This window comes from Kribbella sp. NPDC055071 (assembly GCF_053608045.1).
Map to the genome: position 1 here is coordinate 385715 of NZ_JBSGUS010000001.1, position 17246 is coordinate 402960.

The 17246-nt window shown below is 68.1% G+C and carries 15 protein-coding genes; 12 read left to right on the forward strand and 3 right to left on the reverse strand.

Annotated elements, in window-relative coordinates:
• Positions 1-33: 33 nt before the first annotated feature.
• Both ACWF4Z_RS01855 and ACWF4Z_RS01860 read left to right on the forward strand, forming a co-directional pair.
• Positions 34-978, forward strand: coding sequence for a phosphotransferase family protein (locus tag ACWF4Z_RS01855; RefSeq protein ID WP_452241005.1), 945 nt, complete (start codon positions 34-36; stop codon positions 976-978).
• Between the two features lie 38 nt (positions 979-1016).
• Positions 1017-1496, forward strand: a complete 480-nt coding sequence (locus ACWF4Z_RS01860) for a GNAT family N-acetyltransferase (RefSeq protein WP_452241006.1) — start codon at positions 1017-1019, stop codon at positions 1494-1496.
• Positions 1497-1503: 7 nt separating this feature from the next.
• On the opposite strand, the gene ACWF4Z_RS01865 is transcribed toward ACWF4Z_RS01860, so the two are convergent.
• Complete coding sequence (locus tag ACWF4Z_RS01865; protein ID WP_452241007.1) at positions 1504-1920, reverse strand: DUF6069 family protein; 417 nt, start codon at positions 1918-1920, stop codon at positions 1504-1506.
• On the reverse strand, positions 1917-2879 hold the full coding sequence (locus ACWF4Z_RS01870) for an RNA polymerase subunit sigma-70 (RefSeq protein ID WP_452241008.1): 963 nt from the start codon (positions 2877-2879) through the stop codon (positions 1917-1919). Before ACWF4Z_RS01870 ends, ACWF4Z_RS01865 begins: the two co-directional genes overlap by 4 nt.
• Positions 2880-3010: 131 nt before the next feature.
• On the opposite strand from ACWF4Z_RS01870, the gene ACWF4Z_RS01875 reads away from it, so the two are divergent.
• From ACWF4Z_RS01875 to ACWF4Z_RS01915, 9 genes are all read left to right on the forward strand, one after another.
• Positions 3011-3289 (forward strand): hypothetical protein, encoded by a 279-nt coding sequence (locus ACWF4Z_RS01875; RefSeq protein ID WP_452241009.1) that lies wholly within the window; start codon positions 3011-3013, stop codon positions 3287-3289.
• Between the two features lie 58 nt (positions 3290-3347).
• Entirely contained in the window at positions 3348-6122 is a 2775-nt protein-coding gene (locus ACWF4Z_RS01880; RefSeq protein WP_452241010.1) for a helix-turn-helix transcriptional regulator, read from the forward strand.
• 86 nt (positions 6123-6208) lie between these two features.
• Positions 6209-7174 carry a hypothetical protein gene (locus tag ACWF4Z_RS01885; RefSeq protein ID WP_452241011.1) on the forward strand — a complete coding sequence of 322 codons (966 nt, stop codon included), beginning with the start codon at positions 6209-6211 and terminating at the stop codon, positions 7172-7174.
• 18 nt (positions 7175-7192) lie between these two features.
• Positions 7193-8524 carry an anaerobic C4-dicarboxylate transporter family protein gene (locus tag ACWF4Z_RS01890; RefSeq protein ID WP_452241012.1) on the forward strand — a complete coding sequence of 444 codons (1332 nt, stop codon included), beginning with the start codon at positions 7193-7195 and terminating at the stop codon, positions 8522-8524.
• A gap of 12 nt (positions 8525-8536) precedes the next feature.
• Positions 8537-9916, forward strand: a complete 1380-nt coding sequence (locus tag ACWF4Z_RS01895; RefSeq protein WP_452241013.1) for a M20/M25/M40 family metallo-hydrolase — start codon at positions 8537-8539, stop codon at positions 9914-9916.
• Positions 9913-10509: an HdeD family acid-resistance protein gene (locus ACWF4Z_RS01900; protein ID WP_452241014.1), complete on the forward strand. Its 597-nt coding sequence runs from the start codon at positions 9913-9915 to the stop codon at positions 10507-10509. The genes ACWF4Z_RS01895 and ACWF4Z_RS01900 overlap by 4 nt, the downstream gene beginning before the upstream one ends.
• A gap of 31 nt (positions 10510-10540) precedes the next feature.
• A complete protein-coding gene (locus ACWF4Z_RS01905; protein WP_452241015.1) occupies positions 10541-10978 on the forward strand; it encodes a hypothetical protein in 438 nt (145 codons plus the stop codon).
• Between the two features lie 40 nt (positions 10979-11018).
• The gene (locus ACWF4Z_RS01910; protein WP_452241016.1) at positions 11019-13784 is read left to right on the forward strand and encodes a helix-turn-helix transcriptional regulator; all 2766 of its coding nucleotides are present in this window, start codon (positions 11019-11021) and stop codon (positions 13782-13784) included.
• 138 nt (positions 13785-13922) lie between these two features.
• Positions 13923-14345: an RNHCP domain-containing protein gene (locus ACWF4Z_RS01915; RefSeq protein ID WP_452241017.1), complete on the forward strand. Its 423-nt coding sequence runs from the start codon at positions 13923-13925 to the stop codon at positions 14343-14345.
• A 22-nt stretch (positions 14346-14367) separates the two neighbouring features.
• Here the strand turns inward: ACWF4Z_RS01915 and ACWF4Z_RS01920 are convergent, their stop codons facing one another.
• Positions 14368-15720 carry a glycoside hydrolase family 27 protein gene (locus ACWF4Z_RS01920; RefSeq protein ID WP_452241018.1) on the reverse strand — a complete coding sequence of 451 codons (1353 nt, stop codon included), beginning with the start codon at positions 15718-15720 and terminating at the stop codon, positions 14368-14370.
• A gap of 120 nt (positions 15721-15840) precedes the next feature.
• Here ACWF4Z_RS01920 and ACWF4Z_RS01925 point away from each other — a divergent pair, with 120 nt between their 5' ends.
• Complete coding sequence (locus ACWF4Z_RS01925; RefSeq protein ID WP_452241019.1) at positions 15841-17238, forward strand: carboxylesterase/lipase family protein; 1398 nt, start codon at positions 15841-15843, stop codon at positions 17236-17238.
• Positions 17239-17246 lie beyond the last annotated feature (8 nt).

The window sequence follows — 17246 nt, forward strand, 5'->3', positions numbered from 1 at the left end:
CGTCGCAGGCTCCCGGCGAATAGGCTCGCGCTCATGACCGACGGCGACTGGAGGGATGGCGGGTTCAGGCAGCGTCGGCCGTCGGTGGAGACTCTCGACTGGGTTGCGGCGTCGATGGGTCGGGGCAGCCGCGTCGTTGGCTATCGCCGATTGACCGGTGGCGTCTGCTCTGCTGTGAATCGGGTGACTGTCGAGCGACGTGGAGTTCGGACGTTCGTCGTACTGCGGCAGTACCCGGCCGGGCTCGGTCTGCGGGAGCCGTTGGAGCAGGAGATCGCCAACCTTGGTGTGGTGGCGGGAAGCGGGCTCCCGGTTCCGAGCATCCTGGCGAGTGATGTTGCTGGTGCTGCGACCGGGGGCTTGCCGTCGTTGCTGATGACACGGTTGCCGGGGCAGGTGCACCTCACTCCGGCGGAACCTCGGTCGTGGCTGACGAGGATCGCGGAGATTGCTGTCTTGCTGCATTCCCTCGATCTCCCCGCGAAGACGTTCAGACCTTGGACGGATTCTTGGATTGCTCCTCGGGACGGGTTTCAGGTGCCGGCCGGCGCACAGAATCCGGCTGTGTGGAAGGCGGCGTTCGCTGTGATGGCGGCGCCTCCGCCGAAGGACACTGCCGTCTTTCTGCACGGCGATTTCCTGCCCGTCAACCTGCTGTGGTCGCGCGGGAGGATTACCGGACTGACCGACTGGAACAGCATCTTTCGGGGAGCGCGCGCGATTGACGTCGGGCAGTGTCGGCGATACTTGGCGGCGCTCTACTCGCCGGAGTGGTCGGAGCAGCTTCGGTCGCTCTACGAGTCGATCGCCGGGGTGACTCTCGATCCGTGGTGGGACCTGTATGCCCTGCTGCACTATGACGACAGCGGGTCGAAGTGGATCCGTGGTCAGGTCGCCGGCCGCCGTCCCGTCGATGTGCCCGGCATGACCTCCCGCGTCGAGGCCACCGTCGAGACAGCGCTCCGACGCCTCGAATAACTGCAGGTACCCCGCCAGTCGCTCGGTAGGGTAAGCGGATGGTTCGGGTGGAGGTGGCAGGCGTCGGTGACCTCGACGACTTGGTTCGGCTTGAGACGCGGCTGTTCGCCGAGGACGCCGGGACTCATGACGCGCTGGTTGACACTGGCTGGCCGGGTCGCCATGCGCGGGAGGACTTTGTGCGGCTTATGAGCAACGAGACTGCGCTCGTACTCATTGCGAGGTACGGCGAGCGCGTCGGTGGGCATTTGGTCGGGTATCTCACGGCTGCGTCGCCGACGCGGTTCGGGCGGCGGACTGCTGAGATACGCAGCCTTTATGTTGACGAGGAGGTTCGCTCCGGTGGCTTGGGGCGGGAGTTGGTCTCCGGTTTCACGAGTTGGGCTCGATCGCGGGGCGCCGTGGCCGTTTCTGTTACTGCGTATGCGGCTAACCGGTCTGCGCGCGGGTTTTATGACCAACTTGGCTTTGTCGAGCAGAGCGTCGTACTTCGGGCCGAGCTTGAACAGGAAGGCTGATCGGGCGTCAGCTGGGGTGGAGGGTTCGGGTCAGGGTGGGGATCATGACTGCTGCGGCGAGGAGGTGTAGGGCTAGCAGGGATGTGGTGGTGGCGGGGGTTGCGTTGGCCAGTAGGGGTGGGATGAGCGAGATCGCGGTGAGCGACCCGGTCGTCCAGAGGAAGCGGTGGGCGGGGTTGCTGCTCCAGCGGAGGAGAGCGATGGCGATCGCTACGCCGACCAGCGCGAAGATGCCGGTCAGGACGGCGATGCCGGGGAGGGGGATGGTCTCGCCGCCGTTGGGGATTTGGAAGTTGACGCCGGCTGCACCGAAGAGCGCAGCTGCGACGGTAGTGGTTGTCATCGCTGCAAGGGTGGCGAGGAGACCGGTGATGGCGAGAGTGCGCAGGCGTGGAGGGCGCGCCACGGCGCGGATGTCGTTCATGCTGTTCTCGCGGGTAGGCGGTCCGGCAGTCCGAGGTGCGGGAACTGGTTGTTGTGGAACGTGATGATCTCGGTGATCGCTCCGCCGGTGATGCGTAGCGTGTCGACTGTGAGTGGTAGGTAGGCGTTCGACCCGGCCTGCCAGAGGTAGAAGGCGATGGCGGGTTGGTGGTTGACCGAGGTGGGGACGGCGCGGAGGTCGCCGAGATCCTCGAAGCCTTCGGTCAGCCAGTCGTTGACGATCGCGTCGCGGCCGACGTACAGGCCTGGCGTGGGGGGCATTGAGCAGCGGACGTCGTTTCGGAGCAGGGTGGCGATCGCGCTCACGTCCTTGGCGATGCTGGCGTCGGTGAAGCGGCGTACCAGTTCGCGGGTACTGGCGTCTTCCTCGCCGCCGGTCCAGTCCTGGCGCTCGGCGGGCAGGTGCTCACGCATGCCGGCGCGGGCGCGCTGCAGTGCGCTGTTCACGGAGTTGACCGAGTCGCCGAGGAGCTCTGCCACGTCCTTGGCGGGCCAGCCGAGCACGTCTCGCAGGATCAGCACGGCCCGCGGGCGCGGCGCGAGGTGCTGGACCGCGACCACGTAGGCGAGCTCGATCGTCTCCCGCGCGAGTACGACGGTCTCCGGCTCGTCGGCGTCGCCCGCGGGCAACTCGTTGAGCAGGTGGTCCGGATAAGGCTGCAGCCACAGCACCTCGCCGCCGGTGGCCGGCTCCGGGCGGCAGGCGGCGAGCAGGTCGAGGCAGGCATTGGTGGCGATGCGGTACAACCAGGCCCGGAACGTCGAACGCCCCTGGAACGTCTCCCGGCGCCGCCACGCGCGGAGGAACGTCTCCTGCACGGTGTCCTCAGCGTCCTCGAACGACCCGAGCATCCGATAGCAGTGCACGTGCAGCTCCCGCCGGTGCCGCTCGGCCAGCCCGGAGAACCCCGGCTCGTCAACGTCAGCCAGCCCGCTCATACCCAGCTCCTCCAGCGATGTGTCCACATCATTCCTTCCTCACGTCGTGTCCCGTCCTACATATGACGGGTGCAGACACAAGAACTCATCACTAGAGTCGGCGTACGCTCACGTTGACCATGAGGAGTGTCATGACTTCGGACCCAGGATCTGAGCATCTCACCAGTCACCACCGGGCCACGCTGCGCAAGATCTTCCAGCACCCCGTGAGCAACAACATCGAGTGGCACGACGTGCTGTCGCTGCTCGAGGCGGTCGGCGCGGTCGAGGACCGCCACGACAAGGTCGAGGTCACGGTCGGTTCCGAGCGCGGGTTCTTCGACGTCCCGGCGGACAAGGACCTGGACGTCGACACCGTGGTCGGCGTACGGCGCCTGCTCGAAGCGGCAGGTTTTTCCCCAAACGACTAAGAAGGCCGGGACTGTCCGGGTTTAGAGTGAGGGCCTCGCGTGGACGTGGGGGCAGCCGATGGAGAGACCCGGTAGGCGACGTTCCTTCAGCGGCCCGCATCGCTCGGTGGAGATGCGGGACCGGGTGGTGGAGCGCCAGCTGGTCGCGGACTTCCTGGGGGCAGTCCGGGCCGGCGACGGTTGCGCTCTTGTCGTGCGCGGCGAGCCCGGCGTCGGCAAATCCTCGCTCCTGGAGTATCTGGTCGACAGCGCGTCCGGCTGCCGGTTGGCGCGCGCCGCGGGCGTCGAGTCCGAGATGGAGCTCGCGTACGCCGGTCTCCACCAGCTGCTCTCATCCATGGTGCACCGCTTGGATGGGCTGCCCGGTCCACAGCGCGACGCCTTGCGGACCGCGTTCGGCCTGAGCGACGGCCCGGCCCCAGACCGGTTTCTGGTCGGCCTGGCGACGCTGAGTCTGCTGGCTGACGTCGCCGAGGACCATCCGTTGGTCTGCGTGGTCGATGACGAGCAATGGCTGGATCGCGCCTCGGCGCAGGTGCTCGGGTTCGTCGCTCGACGACTGATGGCCGAGCCGGTCGGCCTAATCTTCGCGACCCGTGCGGCGATCGACGATCTGGCCGGACTGCCCGAGATCGTGCTGGTGGGGCTGGAGGATGCTGCGGCCCGCGAGCTGCTCGCCGCCTCGCTGTCCGGTCCGCTCGATGCACAGGTGGCCAACCGTCTCATCGCCGATGCCGCCGGCAATCCGCTGGCTCTGCTCGAGTTGCCGCGCGGGCTGACGCCGGCGGAGTTGGCAGGCGGGTTTGCGCTGCCTGACGCGATGCCGCTGCCGAGCCGGATCGAGGCGAGCTTCGGGCGAAGGTTGGAGGTGCTGCCCGAGGAGACCCGGCGGCTGATGCTCGTCGCCGCGGCCGAACCGGTCGGGGACCCGGTCCTCGTCTGGCGAGCCGTGGAGCGCTTGGGGCTCTCCGCTGAGGCCGCGACCCCGGCAGCCGAGGCCGGTCTGCTGGAGGTCGGCGCGCGCGTCTGGTTCCGGCACCCGCTGGTGCGATCGGCGGCGTACCGCTCGACGTCGGTGCGGAGTCGCCGGGAAGCGCATCGGGCGTTGGCCGAGGTCACCGATCCGGTGGCCGACCCCGACCGTCGCGCCTGGCACCTGGCGCACGCGGCGAGCGGCCCGGACGAGAGCGTCGCCGGCGAGCTCGAGCGATCGGCCGAGCGGGCGCGTGCTCGCGGCGGCATGGCCGCGGCCGCCGCGTTCCTCGATCGTGCTGTCACGCTGACGAGAGATCCGGTCCAGCGCGCGGAGCGGGCACTGGCCGCGGCCCAGGCGAACTTCCAGGCGGGTGCGTTCGAGGCCGCGCTCCGGCTGCTGGCCGCCGCCGAGGCCGGCCGGCTCGACGACTTCCAACAGGCTCGAGTCGAGTTGCTCCGCGGTCACATCGCCTTCGCCTCGGGACGGTTCACCGACGCTCCGGGATTGCTGCTGACGGCGGCCCGACGGCTGGAGAAGCACGACCTCCAGCTCGCCCGCGAGACCTACCTCAACGCCTGGGCCGCCGCGGTTGGAGCGGGACAACTCGCAGCGGGTGGCATCCTGCCGTCCATCGCCCGCGCGGTCCGAGCCCTACCGCCCGAGACCAGTGATCCACGACCGCTGGTCCTCCTGCTCGACGGGCTCGCGACCCTCATCGCCGATGGCCGGGCTGCGTCGACACCCGCCTTGCTCCACGCTGCGCGGATGTACGCGACTGGCGAGCGTTCCGTCGAGGAGATGCTCCGCTGGGGCTGGCTGGCCGCCGCGGTCAGCATCGCGGTCTGGTACGACGACGGCCGTCTGGCGATCGCCGAGCAGACGGTCCGGGTGGTCCGTGAAGCCGGCGCGCTGGCTCAGCTTCCGGTCATGCTGACGGTCCTCGGGACAGCCGCGTTGCTGAACGGCGACTACTCCCGCGCAGCCGCGGCCATCGCCGAGGGCGACACGATCGCGACGGCCACCGGGAGCAGAGTTGCTCCCCACGTCGCGCTGCGGTTGCTGGCGCTGCAGGGCAAGGAGGCCGAGGCATCCGCGATGATCGCCGCCACCATCGAGCAGGCCGGCGAGGAATCCATCACCGCATCCAACGCGTACTGGGCAGCCGCCCTGCTGCACATCGGCTCCGGGCGCTACGCCGAGGCGGCCGACGCGGCGCAGCAGGCGACGTCCAATGCGGTCGAGCCATGGATCTCTACCTGGGCGCTGCCTGACCTGATCGAGGCAGCGGTCCGGGCGGGCGACGTCAACCTCGCGTACGACGCTCTCGAGCGGCTCATCGAGACCACCCAACCGAGCGGCACGGACTGGGCACTCGGCATCGAGGCGCGGTCCCGGGCACTGTTGAGCGACGGTGCGGTCGCCGACAAGCTCTACCAGGAGGCAATCGAACGCCTGAGTCGCACTCAGCTGCGGCCGGAGCTGGCTCGCTCCCACTTGGTGTACGGCGAATGGCTCCGGCGCGAAGGTCGTCGTACCGACGCTCGGGAGCAACTGCGGTCCGCGTATGAACTCTTCGAGGCGATCGGGATGGCGGCCTTTGCCGAACGAGCCCGGCGAGAGCTGGCGGCGGCCGGCGAACGTCTCGGCCGGCGCGACGAGCCCGTCTCCGGTGAGCTCACTGCGCAGGAATTCCTGATCGCCCAGCTCGCCCGGGACGGACTCTCCAATCCGGAGATCGGGGCGCGGCTGTTCCTCAGCGCGCGGACAGTCAAGTACCACCTGGCCAAGGTGTTCACGAAGCTCGGTATCAGTTCCCGCGCACAACTGGACGGAGTCTTGCCTGGCCCAGGCCAGTAGAGGTCGGTCCGGATGACTGTCCACTGGCCGATGCGGTCCGCCAGGACATGCGGCCAGTGTGGTCGTAGATCCCAGGGAGGCGTGCCATGAACCAGTCACATCCTTGGGAGACCGCGCTCGAGGGAGCCACGACCTGGCTCAACTCGGCGCCGCTGACGGCCGCGGTTCTGCACGGTCGCGTCGTACTGGTCGATTTCTGGACCTACACCTGTGTCAACTGGCTGCGAACGCTGCCGTACCGCCAGGCGTGGATCGAGAAGTACGGCGGGTACGGCCTCGTCCTGATCGGTGTCCACACACCCGAGTTCGACTTCGAGCACGATCTCGCGAACGTACGGCGTGCCGTCGCCGAACTCGAGGTGGACTATCCGGTGGCCATCGACAACGAGTACGCCATCTGGACGTCGTTCGAGAACCACTACTGGCCCGCGCTGTACTTCGTCGACGTGCACGGCACTGTCCGGCACCATCATTTCGGCGAGGGCGAGTACCAGCAGTCGGAGGCGATGATCCAGCGACTGCTGTCCGAGGCCGGGGCGATCGGTTTCCGGCCGGATCCCGTCGAGGTGGACGCGATCGGCGTCGAGGCGCCGGCCGAGTGGGACGACCTGTGGTCGCCCGAGAACTACCTCGGCTCCGAGCGATCGGAGAACTTCGCCTCACCCAACGGCGCCGTACTCGGAACCGACCACGACTACGTGACCCCGTCGGAGCTGGCCCTGAACCATTGGGCACTGGCGGGGGACTGGAGCATCGACCGAGGGGCAGTGCAGCTGAACCGTGCCGACGGAGCCATCAGCTATCGCTTTCATGCGCGCGACGTGAACCTCGTGCTTGCCTCGTCGACCGGCCGCGTTCCTTTCCAAGTCCGGATCGACGGCGGACCGCCGCTCGCCGCGCAGGGAGCCGATGTAGATGCTGACGGCAACGGTCTGCTCGACCGGCCGAGGCTCTACCAACTCATCCGGCAGACCGGCCCGATCGCCGACCGGACGGTCGAGATCGTTTTTCACCAGGCCGGCGTACAGGCCTACGCCTTCACGTTCGGCTGAGGCGAGAGGACCAAGGAAATGTCAGCGACATGGCAGGCAGTGCTGGAGGGTTTGGTCGTCCTCCTCGCGATCTTCCTGGGGGTCCGGACCGGCGGTATCGGGCTCGGCCTGTGGGGAGCGGCCGGCGCCGGCGTGCTGATCTTCGGGTTCGGCGCCGACCCCGGATCGCCGCCAGTCGACGCGTTCTTCATCATCATCGCGGTCATCACGGCCTCGGCGGTGATGCAGGCCGCCGGCGGGATCGACTGGCTGGTGTCGATCGCGTCGAGGATCATCCGGCGGAGCCCGCAGCGGATCACGTTCGTCGCTCCACTGGTGGCCTTCGTCTTCACGCTCGGTGCCGGTACGTCGAACATCTTCTTCGCCCTCATCCCGGTGATCTACGAGACCGCCCACCGCAACGGGGTTCGTCCAGAGCGTCCGCTCGCGGCGTCGACAGTGACCTCGGCGCTCGGGATCACGGCCAGTCCCGTGTCGGCGGCGATGGCGGCGTACCTGACCCTGATGCCGGGGGACTTCACGCTCTCGAAGATCCTCACGATCACCGTCCCGGCCTCGATCGTGGCATGCCTCGCGACGTCGCTCGTACAGAACCGGATCGGCAAGAACCTCGCGGACGACGAGGAGTACCAGGCCCGGCTTCGGGCGGGCCAGGTCCCGGAGCCGGCCGACGTGGGCGACGACCAGCATGCAGCACTTCCGAAGACTGCCGCCCGCAGCGCGTACGTCTTCCTCGCCGCGGTTGTGGTGATCGTCGTTCTCGGTCTGTTCGACGAGCTCCGGCCGACCGTGACCGTGAACAAGGTGTCCGGACCGCTCAGCATGACCACCGTGATCGAGCTGGTCATGTTCACCACGGCCCTGGTGAACCTGCTGTGGAACCGGGTCAAGCCGGCCGACGTGGTCAACGAACCGCTGATGGGATCCGGTCTCGTCGCGGCGATTGCACTGTTCGGCATCGCCTGGATGGCCGACACGTTCCTGGTGAACAACCAGGCCACCGTGGTCGATCCGCTCGCCGACGTCGTCAAGCATCACTCCTGGTTCCTGGCGGTGGCGCTGTTCCTGGTCGCGGGGTTGACCACGAGTCAGTCGGCCGCGACCCGGACGATCGTCCCGATCGCGCTCGCCTCGTTGTCACCGGCAACAATCACCGCGATGTGGCCGTCGCTGATCGGTGTCTGGCTGTTCCCCGCGAACGGTTCCCAGATCGCCGCGGTGAACATCGACAAGACCGGTACGACGAGGTTGTCCAAGGTCCCGATCTGGCACTCCTTCACGATTCCGATGCTGGTCTCGTGGCTCGCCGTCGTACTCGTCGGCCTGCTGATCGCAAGCCTTGCGTACTAAGGAGAATCACTCATGAATCGCGACGAAGCGCGGGCCAAGGTCGCCAAGCTGATGCCGGACCTGCTCGCCGAGCTCGAGGAACTCACCAAGCTGCCGTCGATCGCGTTCCCCGGCTACCCGCCGGAGCCGGTCCACCAGATGGCGGAGAAGACGCGCAGCGTGTTGCGCGAGGCCGGGTTCGAGAACGCGGAACTGCAGGACGTTCCCGACGGCTACCCGCCGATCTATGCGACGGTGCCCGGTCCCGAAGGCTCACCAACGGTGCTGCTGTACGCGCATTACGACGTACAGCCTGCTCCGCCCGAACAGAACTGGGCCTCGGACCCGTGGACTCCGACGCGCAAGGCCGACGGACGGATCTACGGGCGGGGGATCGCCGACGACAAGTCCGGCCTGGTGATCCATGCCGGCACGATGAGGGCCTTCGACGGTACGCCGCCCTGTCACGTCAAGCTGATCGTGGAGGGGATGGAGGAGACGAACTCGAATCTCGAGGCCTTCGTCGAGGCACACCCCGAGCTGTTCCAGTGCGATGTCTTCGTGGTGGCCGACATGGGCAACCTGAAGGTGGGGGAGCCGACCCTGACCACCACCCTGCGCGGCGACGTGGCCTGTGTGGTGACGGTCCGGACCCTCGAGCACTCCCTCCACTCGGGCGTCTTCGGCGGACCCGTCCCGGACGCCATGATGGCGCTGGCCCAACTGCTGGCCAGCCTCCACGACGCCGACGGGAACGTCGCGATCGAAGGGGTGTCCCGGTTCGATTGGGAGGGCCTGGACTTCTCCGAGGCGGACCTGCGCGCCGGTGCCGACCTCGTCGACGGGGTCGGTGTGATCGGGACGGGGACGATCGGTTCGCGGTTGTGGTCGAAGCCGTCGATCAACGCGATCGGCGTCGACATGACCTCGGTCGACGGGTCGTCCAACGTCCTGATCCCCGAAGTCAGAGCCAAACTGTCGATGCGGATCGTGCCTGGGTCCGACCCGAACGCCGAGCTGGACGCCCTGGTACGACATCTCGAATCGCATGCGCCGTGGGGCGCCAGGGTCACGGTGGAACGCACCAAGGCGGCTGCAGCCTTCCGCGCCGCGACCGACGGACCGGGGTACGCCGCAGCTCGCCGGGCACTGGCCGACGCCTACGGATCGCCGGCAGGGGAGGCCGGATCGGGCGGCTCGATCCCGCTCCTGAGTTCTTTGCACCAGGCTGCTCCGCAGGCCGAGTTCATCCTCTGGGGCGCCGAAGACACCGCCAAGGCTCGTATCCACGCCTCCGACGAGAGCGTCGACCCGGCCGAGATCGAAGCCATGACCCTGGCCCAGGTCCTGCTCGTCCAGGACCTGGCCGAACCGATACCGCAGAACCATCTGGAACAGGGAGGTCAAGCATGAACACGAACGACGCAACGAAGGGCAGTCTGATCGGAACCTTCTCCAAGACGTTCACGGGAGCGCTCATCTGGCGCGGTCTGCTGGCGATCGCAGTCGGCCTCGTCTCCGTCATCTGGCCCGATATCACCGTCGGCGCCTTCGTCATCGTCTTCGCGGTCTACGCCTTCATTGCGGCGGCTCTCGATGCGGTCCGCGCCTTCAGCGGCGCTCGGGCCGGCTCGGTCGTCGGGTTTCTGCTGCTCTCGGTGCTGTCGCTGGCGGCCGGAGTCGTTGCCCTGGTCTGGCCAGGGCCGACGGCAACGGTCCTGACCCTGATCGTGGGCTGGTGGGCGCTGTTCACCGGGCTGGTCGAGATCGCGATGGTGTTCACCAGCGGCCGTCGGGCCGGCGACCGTGCCTGGCTGATCCTGAGCGGCCTGGTCTCGATCGCCCTCGCCGCTGCGTTGTTCGTCCGGCCCGATCTCGGCGCGCTGTCCCTGGCGACCGTCTTCGGCCTCTACAGCATCTTCTACGGCGTCAGCATGCTCGTCGTCGCCCGCGAGGGTCGCCAGCTGCAACACACGACCCGGCACGCCGCCGAGGCCGTTTCCTGATCCACACCCATCCCCAGCAAGGAGCAAACCGATGAACTACACCCAGCAGCTCGAAGAACTCCAGAAGCGCGTCGACGAGACCGTCGCGGAGGTCCGTCAGGCCGCGACCGAGGACCACGAACAACTCGAGGCCCGCATCGACAAGAACCAGCTGAACCTGCAGTCAGCGGCCCAGAAGGGCCAGCAGCGGTTGGACCAGGCCGCGAAGAAGGTCGACAGCAAGTGGACCGAGGTCAAGTCCGATGCGTCCGGAAAGGTCGCCGACCTGAAGGCCAAGATGGCGCAACGCCGTCGGGAGCGGGATGCCGACGCAGCCACGACCGACGCCGACTGGGCCGAGTCGGATGCCGAGGCAGCCATCGACCTGGCCTCCTGGGCCGCGGACAACGCCCGGCTCGCGGTCCTCGACGCCCTCGACGCCCGCGGGTACGCCGACGACCTCACCAAGGCGGCCGCCGAACACCGATAATCACAACCTATGAGCCAGCAGCCCCACCGCGGAGGCCGTCGTGCGTGACGACGGCCTCCTGCGTGGGCGTGCGCGCGAGCGCGAACAGATCGACCGTGCGCTCGGTGCTGTGCGCAGTGGCGAAAGCGCGGTGCTGGTTCTCAGGGGTGAGGCCGGGATCGGGAAGACCGCGCTGCTGCGGTACTGCATGAGCCAAGCCTCGGATTGCCAGGTCGCGCAGCTCGCCGGTGTCGAGTCCGAGGTCGAGTTGCCGTTCGCGGCCCTGCATCAGCTGTGTGCCCCGCTGCTGGAGGAGATTCCGCCGCTGCCCGAGCCGCAGGAGCGGGCGCTCAAGGTCGCCCTCGGCCTTGCCGACGGCAGCACTCCCGGTCTCTTCCTGGTGGGTCTCGCCGTCCTGAGTTCACTGGCCGAGGTTGCCGCCAAGCGGCCGTTGGTCTGTCTGATCGACGATGCCCAGTGGCTTGACGAAGCCAGCTCCCAGGTGCTCTCGTTCGTCGGCCGGCGGCTGATGGCCGAGTCGGTGCTGCTGGTGTTCGCGGTCCGCGAGGGCCCCGGCGTACGGCTGTTCGAGGGGATGCCGACCCTGGCGCTCGAAGGGCTGAACGACGACGACGCCGGCGAGCTCCTCGCGTCGACCGTTGCCGGTCACCTGGACGAGCAGGTCCGGGACCGCATCATCGCCGACACCGGCGGAAACCCATTGGGCCTGCTGGAGCTGCCGAGAGCGATGAGCGCCGCCGAGCTGGCCGGCGGTTTCGCCGCCGCACCAACGGCCATGCCTCCAGGGCAGGCGCAAGATCTCTACGTACGACGGGTGCTCGCCCTGCCGGAGTCGACCCGGCAACTGATGCTCCTGGCGGCCACCGATCCCACCGGAGACGCGACGTTGTTGTGGCGAGCGGCGCAAACGCTCGGAATCACCCGTGATGCTGCGGTGGCAGCCGAGGCGGAGCAGTTGCTGGACATCAGGTCCCGGGTGAGGTTCCGGCATCCGTTGGTGCGGTCCGCCGTCCAAGTGGTCGCCTCGCCGGCGGAGCGACGCGCGGCGCACTTGGCGATCGCCTCGGTGATCGATGCCGCGCAGGATCCGGACCGTCGGGTGTGGCATCTGGCGGCCGCGGCGACGGGTCCGGACGAGGACTTGGCCGCCGAGCTCGAACGTTCGGCGGCGCGAGCCCAGGATCGTGCTGGGCTTGCGGCTGCGGCCGTGTTCCTGCAGCGGTCAGCCGTGTTGACCCCGAGTTCGAAGCTTCGCGCAGATCGGATCATCGCAGCCGCCCATGCACACCTGCACGCCGGCGCAATCGACCAGTCGCTCGGCCTGCTGGCCGAAGCCGAGGCATCCGTGGTCGATGAGCTGCAGAGCGCCCAGGTGGACTTGCTGCGCGGTCAGGTCGACCGCGTCGCGAATACCGGCCGGGACGCTCCGGCGCGACTGGTCCAGGCTGCCAAGAAGCTCGTGCCACTCGATCTCCGGCTGGCGCTGAACACTTACCTCGATGCCGCAGGCGCTTCGGTGGCGGCGGGCGCGTTGGCGGGCCCCGGCGGAATGCTGATCGATGTCGTGACGGCCGCGCGGGCGGCACCTCCGCCACCCTCGGGTTTGCAGGCGGGTGACTACCTCCTCGAAGGCCTGGCGGAGTCCATCACCACCGGCCCTGCGGCTGCGGCACCCGCGTTGCGTCGGGCCGTGGACGGATTCGTGCGCGATCCACTGTCGGCGGACCAGTGGTTCCACTGGGGGATTCTCGCCTCGATGGCCGCGCTGACTTTGTGGGACTACGAGGCCTGGACCAAGTTGAGCGCCCGGCAGACCGAGGCAGCCAGGTCGTCCGGTGCACTGCCGCCGTTGGCGACCGCGCTGAGTCTCCAACGGCTGATGGCGGCCCTGTCCGGCGACTTGGCGCTGGCCGCCTCCCTCGGGATCGAGGAGGAGGCGCTGAGGAAGGCGACCGGGACCAGCAGGACGTCGTACGGCGCTGTCGTTCTGGCCGCCTACCGTGGGCGTCCCGAGGAGGCGACCCGGTTCCTCACCGCGATCGGCGAGGACGCGGTCGCGCGTGGCGAAGGGCTCGGCGAACAGGGCACCTTCTACGGGACCGCGCTCCTCAACAACGGGCTCGGCCGGTACACGGCGGCCTTGCACGCGGCGCAGCGCAGTGTGCAGGAGCACTACGTTCCGTTCACGATGTGGGGCTTCGCGGAGGTGGTCGAGTCCGCGGTGCGCTGTGGCAAACCCGAGCTCGCGGCCGACGCGCTCGAACGGCTGACGGCGGTCACCGTGGACGGTTCCGATTGGGCGGCGGGTCTTGAGGCGCGTTCGCGGGCGCTGCTCAGCAACGCGATGACGGCGGACGGCTACTACCGGGAGGCAGTCGAGAGGTTTGCTCGTACGCCGCTGCGCCCGGACCTCGCCCGATCACACCTGCTGTACGGCGAGTGGCTGCGTCGCGTGGAAAGACGCTTGGACGCGCGAGCACAACTGCGAACCGCACACAGCATGTTCACCGAGATGGGCGCCGAGGCCTTCGCCGAACGTGCGCGCAGGGAACTGCTCGCCGTCGGCGACTCGGTCCGCCGACGCAAACCCGACGCACCGGACGACCTCACCGCACAGGAGCTCCACATCGCCCGTCTAGCCCGCGACGGACGCACCAACGGCGAGATCGGCGAAGAGCTCTTCATCAGCGCCCGAACCGTCGAATGGCACCTGCGCAAGGTCTTCGCCAAGCTACAGATCACCTCCCGCCGAGGCCTCCAAACAGCCCTACCGGCCCGCGGTCACTACACCGCGCAGGGCGTCTAGGAACGCTGGTTAATCGGTTGACGGTAGGGGAGGTGGGTTGGTTTGCTCGGGGTGGTGCGCCGGAGGAGCTGGTGCGGAGCGGAAGGAGAGTCTGATGTTTGTTCTGTCCAGCTGCTTTGTACTGAAAGGTTCTTTGGTTTGGCATTCGCACGTTCGTTCAGCTGTGAGCATTGCGGCGTAGAGGTCTCCCTCGACGCCCCTGGAACTACCCATCGCAACCACTGCCCTGGTTGTCTGTGGTCGCGTCATCTCGACCGCAACGTCCCCGGCGATCGCAAGGCCGACTGCGCCGGCGGCATGGAGCCGATCGCGGTCACCGTTCGCGGTGAGGGCCGGTGGGTCCTCATCCATCGGTGCACCAACTGCGGTCGCCTGCGACTCAACAAGACGGCCGGTGACGACAACGTCCTCCTCCTGATGCGGCTGGCGGCGCTCCCGCTCACCATGCCGTTCATCCCGTTCGCGGCCGAGCCTGAGCCCGAGAGCAACGGCACCCAGCCGGTCGCCCGCAAGCCGAGAGCACGCAAGGCCAAGGCAGCTATTCGCCCGGCGGGCGAATAGCTGCCCTGCAATGTGCAGTCGGTCAGGAGAGGGTGATCAGGCGCGAGCCGTGGGCTGGGACGGACTTGGCGGTCCAGGACTTGTTGGTGTGGCCGAGGTTCTGGCGGGCCGCCAGGTCACGGACCCAGTGGTTGCCGTGCAGGCCCAGCTGCTGCCAGGTGGCGGTGATGTCGGCCGGGGTGTCGCCGAGGTTGTACACGGCGACGGCGAGCCGGCCACCGGGCAGCCGCTTCTTCCAGATCTGCAGCGTTCCGCCGGCCACCTGCGCCGGGATCACCCCGGCCTGGTCGACGGCCACGACCTCGGGATTGGTGAGGATCGAGATCGCCTTCTTGTCGATGTTCGCCAGGTCACCACCGACGTAGAGAGGCGACGACGCCATCGACCAGAACGTCATCACGCTCTGCCGTTCGGTGTCGTTGATCCCGTCCTGGATGCCGACACCGGTGTTGTTGTTGATCGGCATCGAGTCCAGGTCCGGCCAGTAGTTCGGGCGGACGACCTTCAGCCAGTTCGGCAGGTCCTCCCACCTGTTGTCGACCGAGCTCGTCCAGGTGGAGACGGTGTCGCAGTAGCACTCCACGTCGGTGTCGACGCGGACGCTGTTCGCCCACGGTTGCAGGCCTTCGCCGGCGTCGCGCGGGATCGGCCAGGCGCTGGCCGTCAACCACATCTTGCGGCCGCTCTGGTCGATCGCCTGCGACCACGCCTTGACGTCCGGGATGTTGTCGGTCGTGACGCCGTCGACCTTGACGAAGTCGACGCCCCAGGACGCGAACCGGTTGGCGATCGAGTTGAAGTACGCCTGCGCGCAGGGCTTGGTGAAGTCGATCTTCCAGTCGCCGCCCCACATGTTCGTCTTGGTCAGCGGGTAGACCGTGATGTCCTGCGTCGTGCAGTTGGTCCCGAGGATCGGGGCCTTCTTGTCGTAGATCGCCGTCTGCAGGCCGGCACCGCCGTACACGCCGATCTTGAGGCCCTTGCTGTGGACGTAGCGGGCCAGGCTGGCGATCCCGTTCGGGAAGCGTTCCGGGTCGGGCTCGGGGATGCCGTTGGCGTCGGTGCGGAACTCCCAGTTCCAGTTCGCGTTCCAGCCGGCGTCGAGGTTGGTGTTGACGTACCCGGAGTGGCGCAGGTTCTTGGCCATCGAGTCGGCGGCGGACTTCACGTTCGCCTCGGTCAACCACTTGGTGCCGTACGCGGGGTTGCTGGACGACTGCACACTCCAGCTGCTCCAGCCCATGAACGGCTTGATGCTGAAGTCGCTCTTGGCCTGGGCGGAGCCGGTCGACACGAGCGTCGACGCCAGGACGACGGGGACGGCGGTCGCGATCGCGAGGACGCGACGAAGGATGCGGGCGGGGTCGGTGGCCATGGGCAGGCCGCCTTTCGGTGGGGGACCACGGGCGCCCGGTACGCTACGTCGAGTTAATTCACTTCGTCAAGAATCAAGGTGCCGCCGCCACGATCGCCCGAATTACGTGAGGATGGGTGCGTGGATGCGATCGCGATGACGTCAGGCGGACAGGTCAGGGGACGCACGGACGGCGGGGTGACCGCCTATCTCGGCATTCCGTACGCGGCGGCGTCGATAGGGGAGCTGGCGTTCCAAGCGCCCGCACCGATCAGCTGGGACGGCGTGCGCGACGCGACCGAGCTCGGACCCACTGCGCCGCAGCCACCGTACGAGCCGCCGTACGACGGACTCCTCACGAACCCGTTGATCCCCGGCGACGACTTCCTGAACGTGAACGTTTGGACCCCGGGCGGCAGCGGGTTGCCCGTGCTCGTGTGGTTCCACGGCGGTTCGTTCCGCAACGGATCGAACGCGGTCCCGGAGTACGACGGTACGGCGTTCGCCCGCGACGGAGTCGTGGTCGTCGGCGTGAACTACCGGCTCGGGATCCAGGGGTTCGGCGTGATCCCCGGCGGACCGAACAACCGCGGTCTGCTCGATCAGGTCGCGGCCCTGCAGTGGGTTCGGTCGAACATCGCCGCGTTCGGCGGCGACCCGGATCAGGTGACCATCGCCGGTGAGTCGGCCGGTGGGATGAGCGTCGCGACATTGATGTCGGTGCCGGCGACGAAAGGCCTGTTCCGGCGGGTGATCATGCAGAGCGGGTCGCCGTTGGTGGCCGCCTTGGCCGAGGATGCCGGGTCGGTGTCCGCCGAGGTCGCGCGGCGACTCGACGTCGAATGGTCGGCCGCGGGCCTGGCCTCCGTGTCGATCGAAGAGCTGCTCGCTGCGCAGCGGGCGGTCGCGATGGAGTTGCGGGCCAACCCCGACCCGGCTCGATGGGGTGTGACCACGATCGGTGTGGGCGGCGGCATCATGCCGTTCGTGCCGGTGATCGACAACGAGCTGATCTTCGAGATCCCGGTCGACGCGGTCGCTGCCGGCGCCGCCGCGGGCGTGGAATTGTTGGCCGGGGCAACGAGTGAGGAGTTCCGGTTCTTCACCGTTCCGTCCGGTCTCGCGGCCGCGCTGACCGACGACTCGTTGCCGAGGGCACTCGTCGGGATGGGGATCCCGGTGCGTCTCGGCGCCGCGTACGGCGCGAACCGGCCCGGCCAGTCGGCCGGCGACGTCCTCGCGGCGGTGCTGACCGACGCGACCTTCACGATCCCGACGATTCGGCTGGCGAATGCTCAGCGCGAGCATGGGACGGTGTACCTGTACGAGTTCGCGTGGCAGTCGCCGCTCCCGGGGCTCGGCGCGTGTCACTCGCTCGAGCTCGGGTTCATGTTCGACACGCTCGCCGCCGCCAGTCGCCCTTGTACGGCGGCGCTGCGCCGCAGGAGCTGGCTGATCGCATGCACGCCGCGTGGGTTGCGTTTGCCACGACCGGCGATCCGGGGTGGCCGGCGTACGACGCAGTGGACCGGCCGGTGATGACGTTC

Coding starts and splice junctions, on each gene's coding strand:
- ACWF4Z_RS01855 (WP_452241005.1), top strand. CDS start 34: ATGACCGACGGCGACTGGAGGGATGGCGGGTTCAGGCAGCGTCGGCCG.
- ACWF4Z_RS01860 (WP_452241006.1), top strand. CDS start 1,017: ATGGTTCGGGTGGAGGTGGCAGGCGTCGGTGACCTCGACGACTTGGTT.
- ACWF4Z_RS01865 (WP_452241007.1), bottom strand. CDS start 1,920: ATGAACGACATCCGCGCCGTGGCGCGCCCTCCACGCCTGCGCACTCTC.
- ACWF4Z_RS01870 (WP_452241008.1), bottom strand. CDS start 2,879: ATGAGCGGGCTGGCTGACGTTGACGAGCCGGGGTTCTCCGGGCTGGCC.
- ACWF4Z_RS01875 (WP_452241009.1), top strand. CDS start 3,011: ATGACTTCGGACCCAGGATCTGAGCATCTCACCAGTCACCACCGGGCC.
- ACWF4Z_RS01880 (WP_452241010.1), top strand. CDS start 3,348: ATGGAGAGACCCGGTAGGCGACGTTCCTTCAGCGGCCCGCATCGCTCG.
- ACWF4Z_RS01885 (WP_452241011.1), top strand. CDS start 6,209: ATGAACCAGTCACATCCTTGGGAGACCGCGCTCGAGGGAGCCACGACC.
- ACWF4Z_RS01890 (WP_452241012.1), top strand. CDS start 7,193: ATGTCAGCGACATGGCAGGCAGTGCTGGAGGGTTTGGTCGTCCTCCTC.
- ACWF4Z_RS01895 (WP_452241013.1), top strand. CDS start 8,537: ATGAATCGCGACGAAGCGCGGGCCAAGGTCGCCAAGCTGATGCCGGAC.
- ACWF4Z_RS01900 (WP_452241014.1), top strand. CDS start 9,913: ATGAACACGAACGACGCAACGAAGGGCAGTCTGATCGGAACCTTCTCC.
- ACWF4Z_RS01905 (WP_452241015.1), top strand. CDS start 10,541: ATGAACTACACCCAGCAGCTCGAAGAACTCCAGAAGCGCGTCGACGAG.
- ACWF4Z_RS01920 (WP_452241018.1), bottom strand. CDS start 15,720: ATGGCCACCGACCCCGCCCGCATCCTTCGTCGCGTCCTCGCGATCGCG.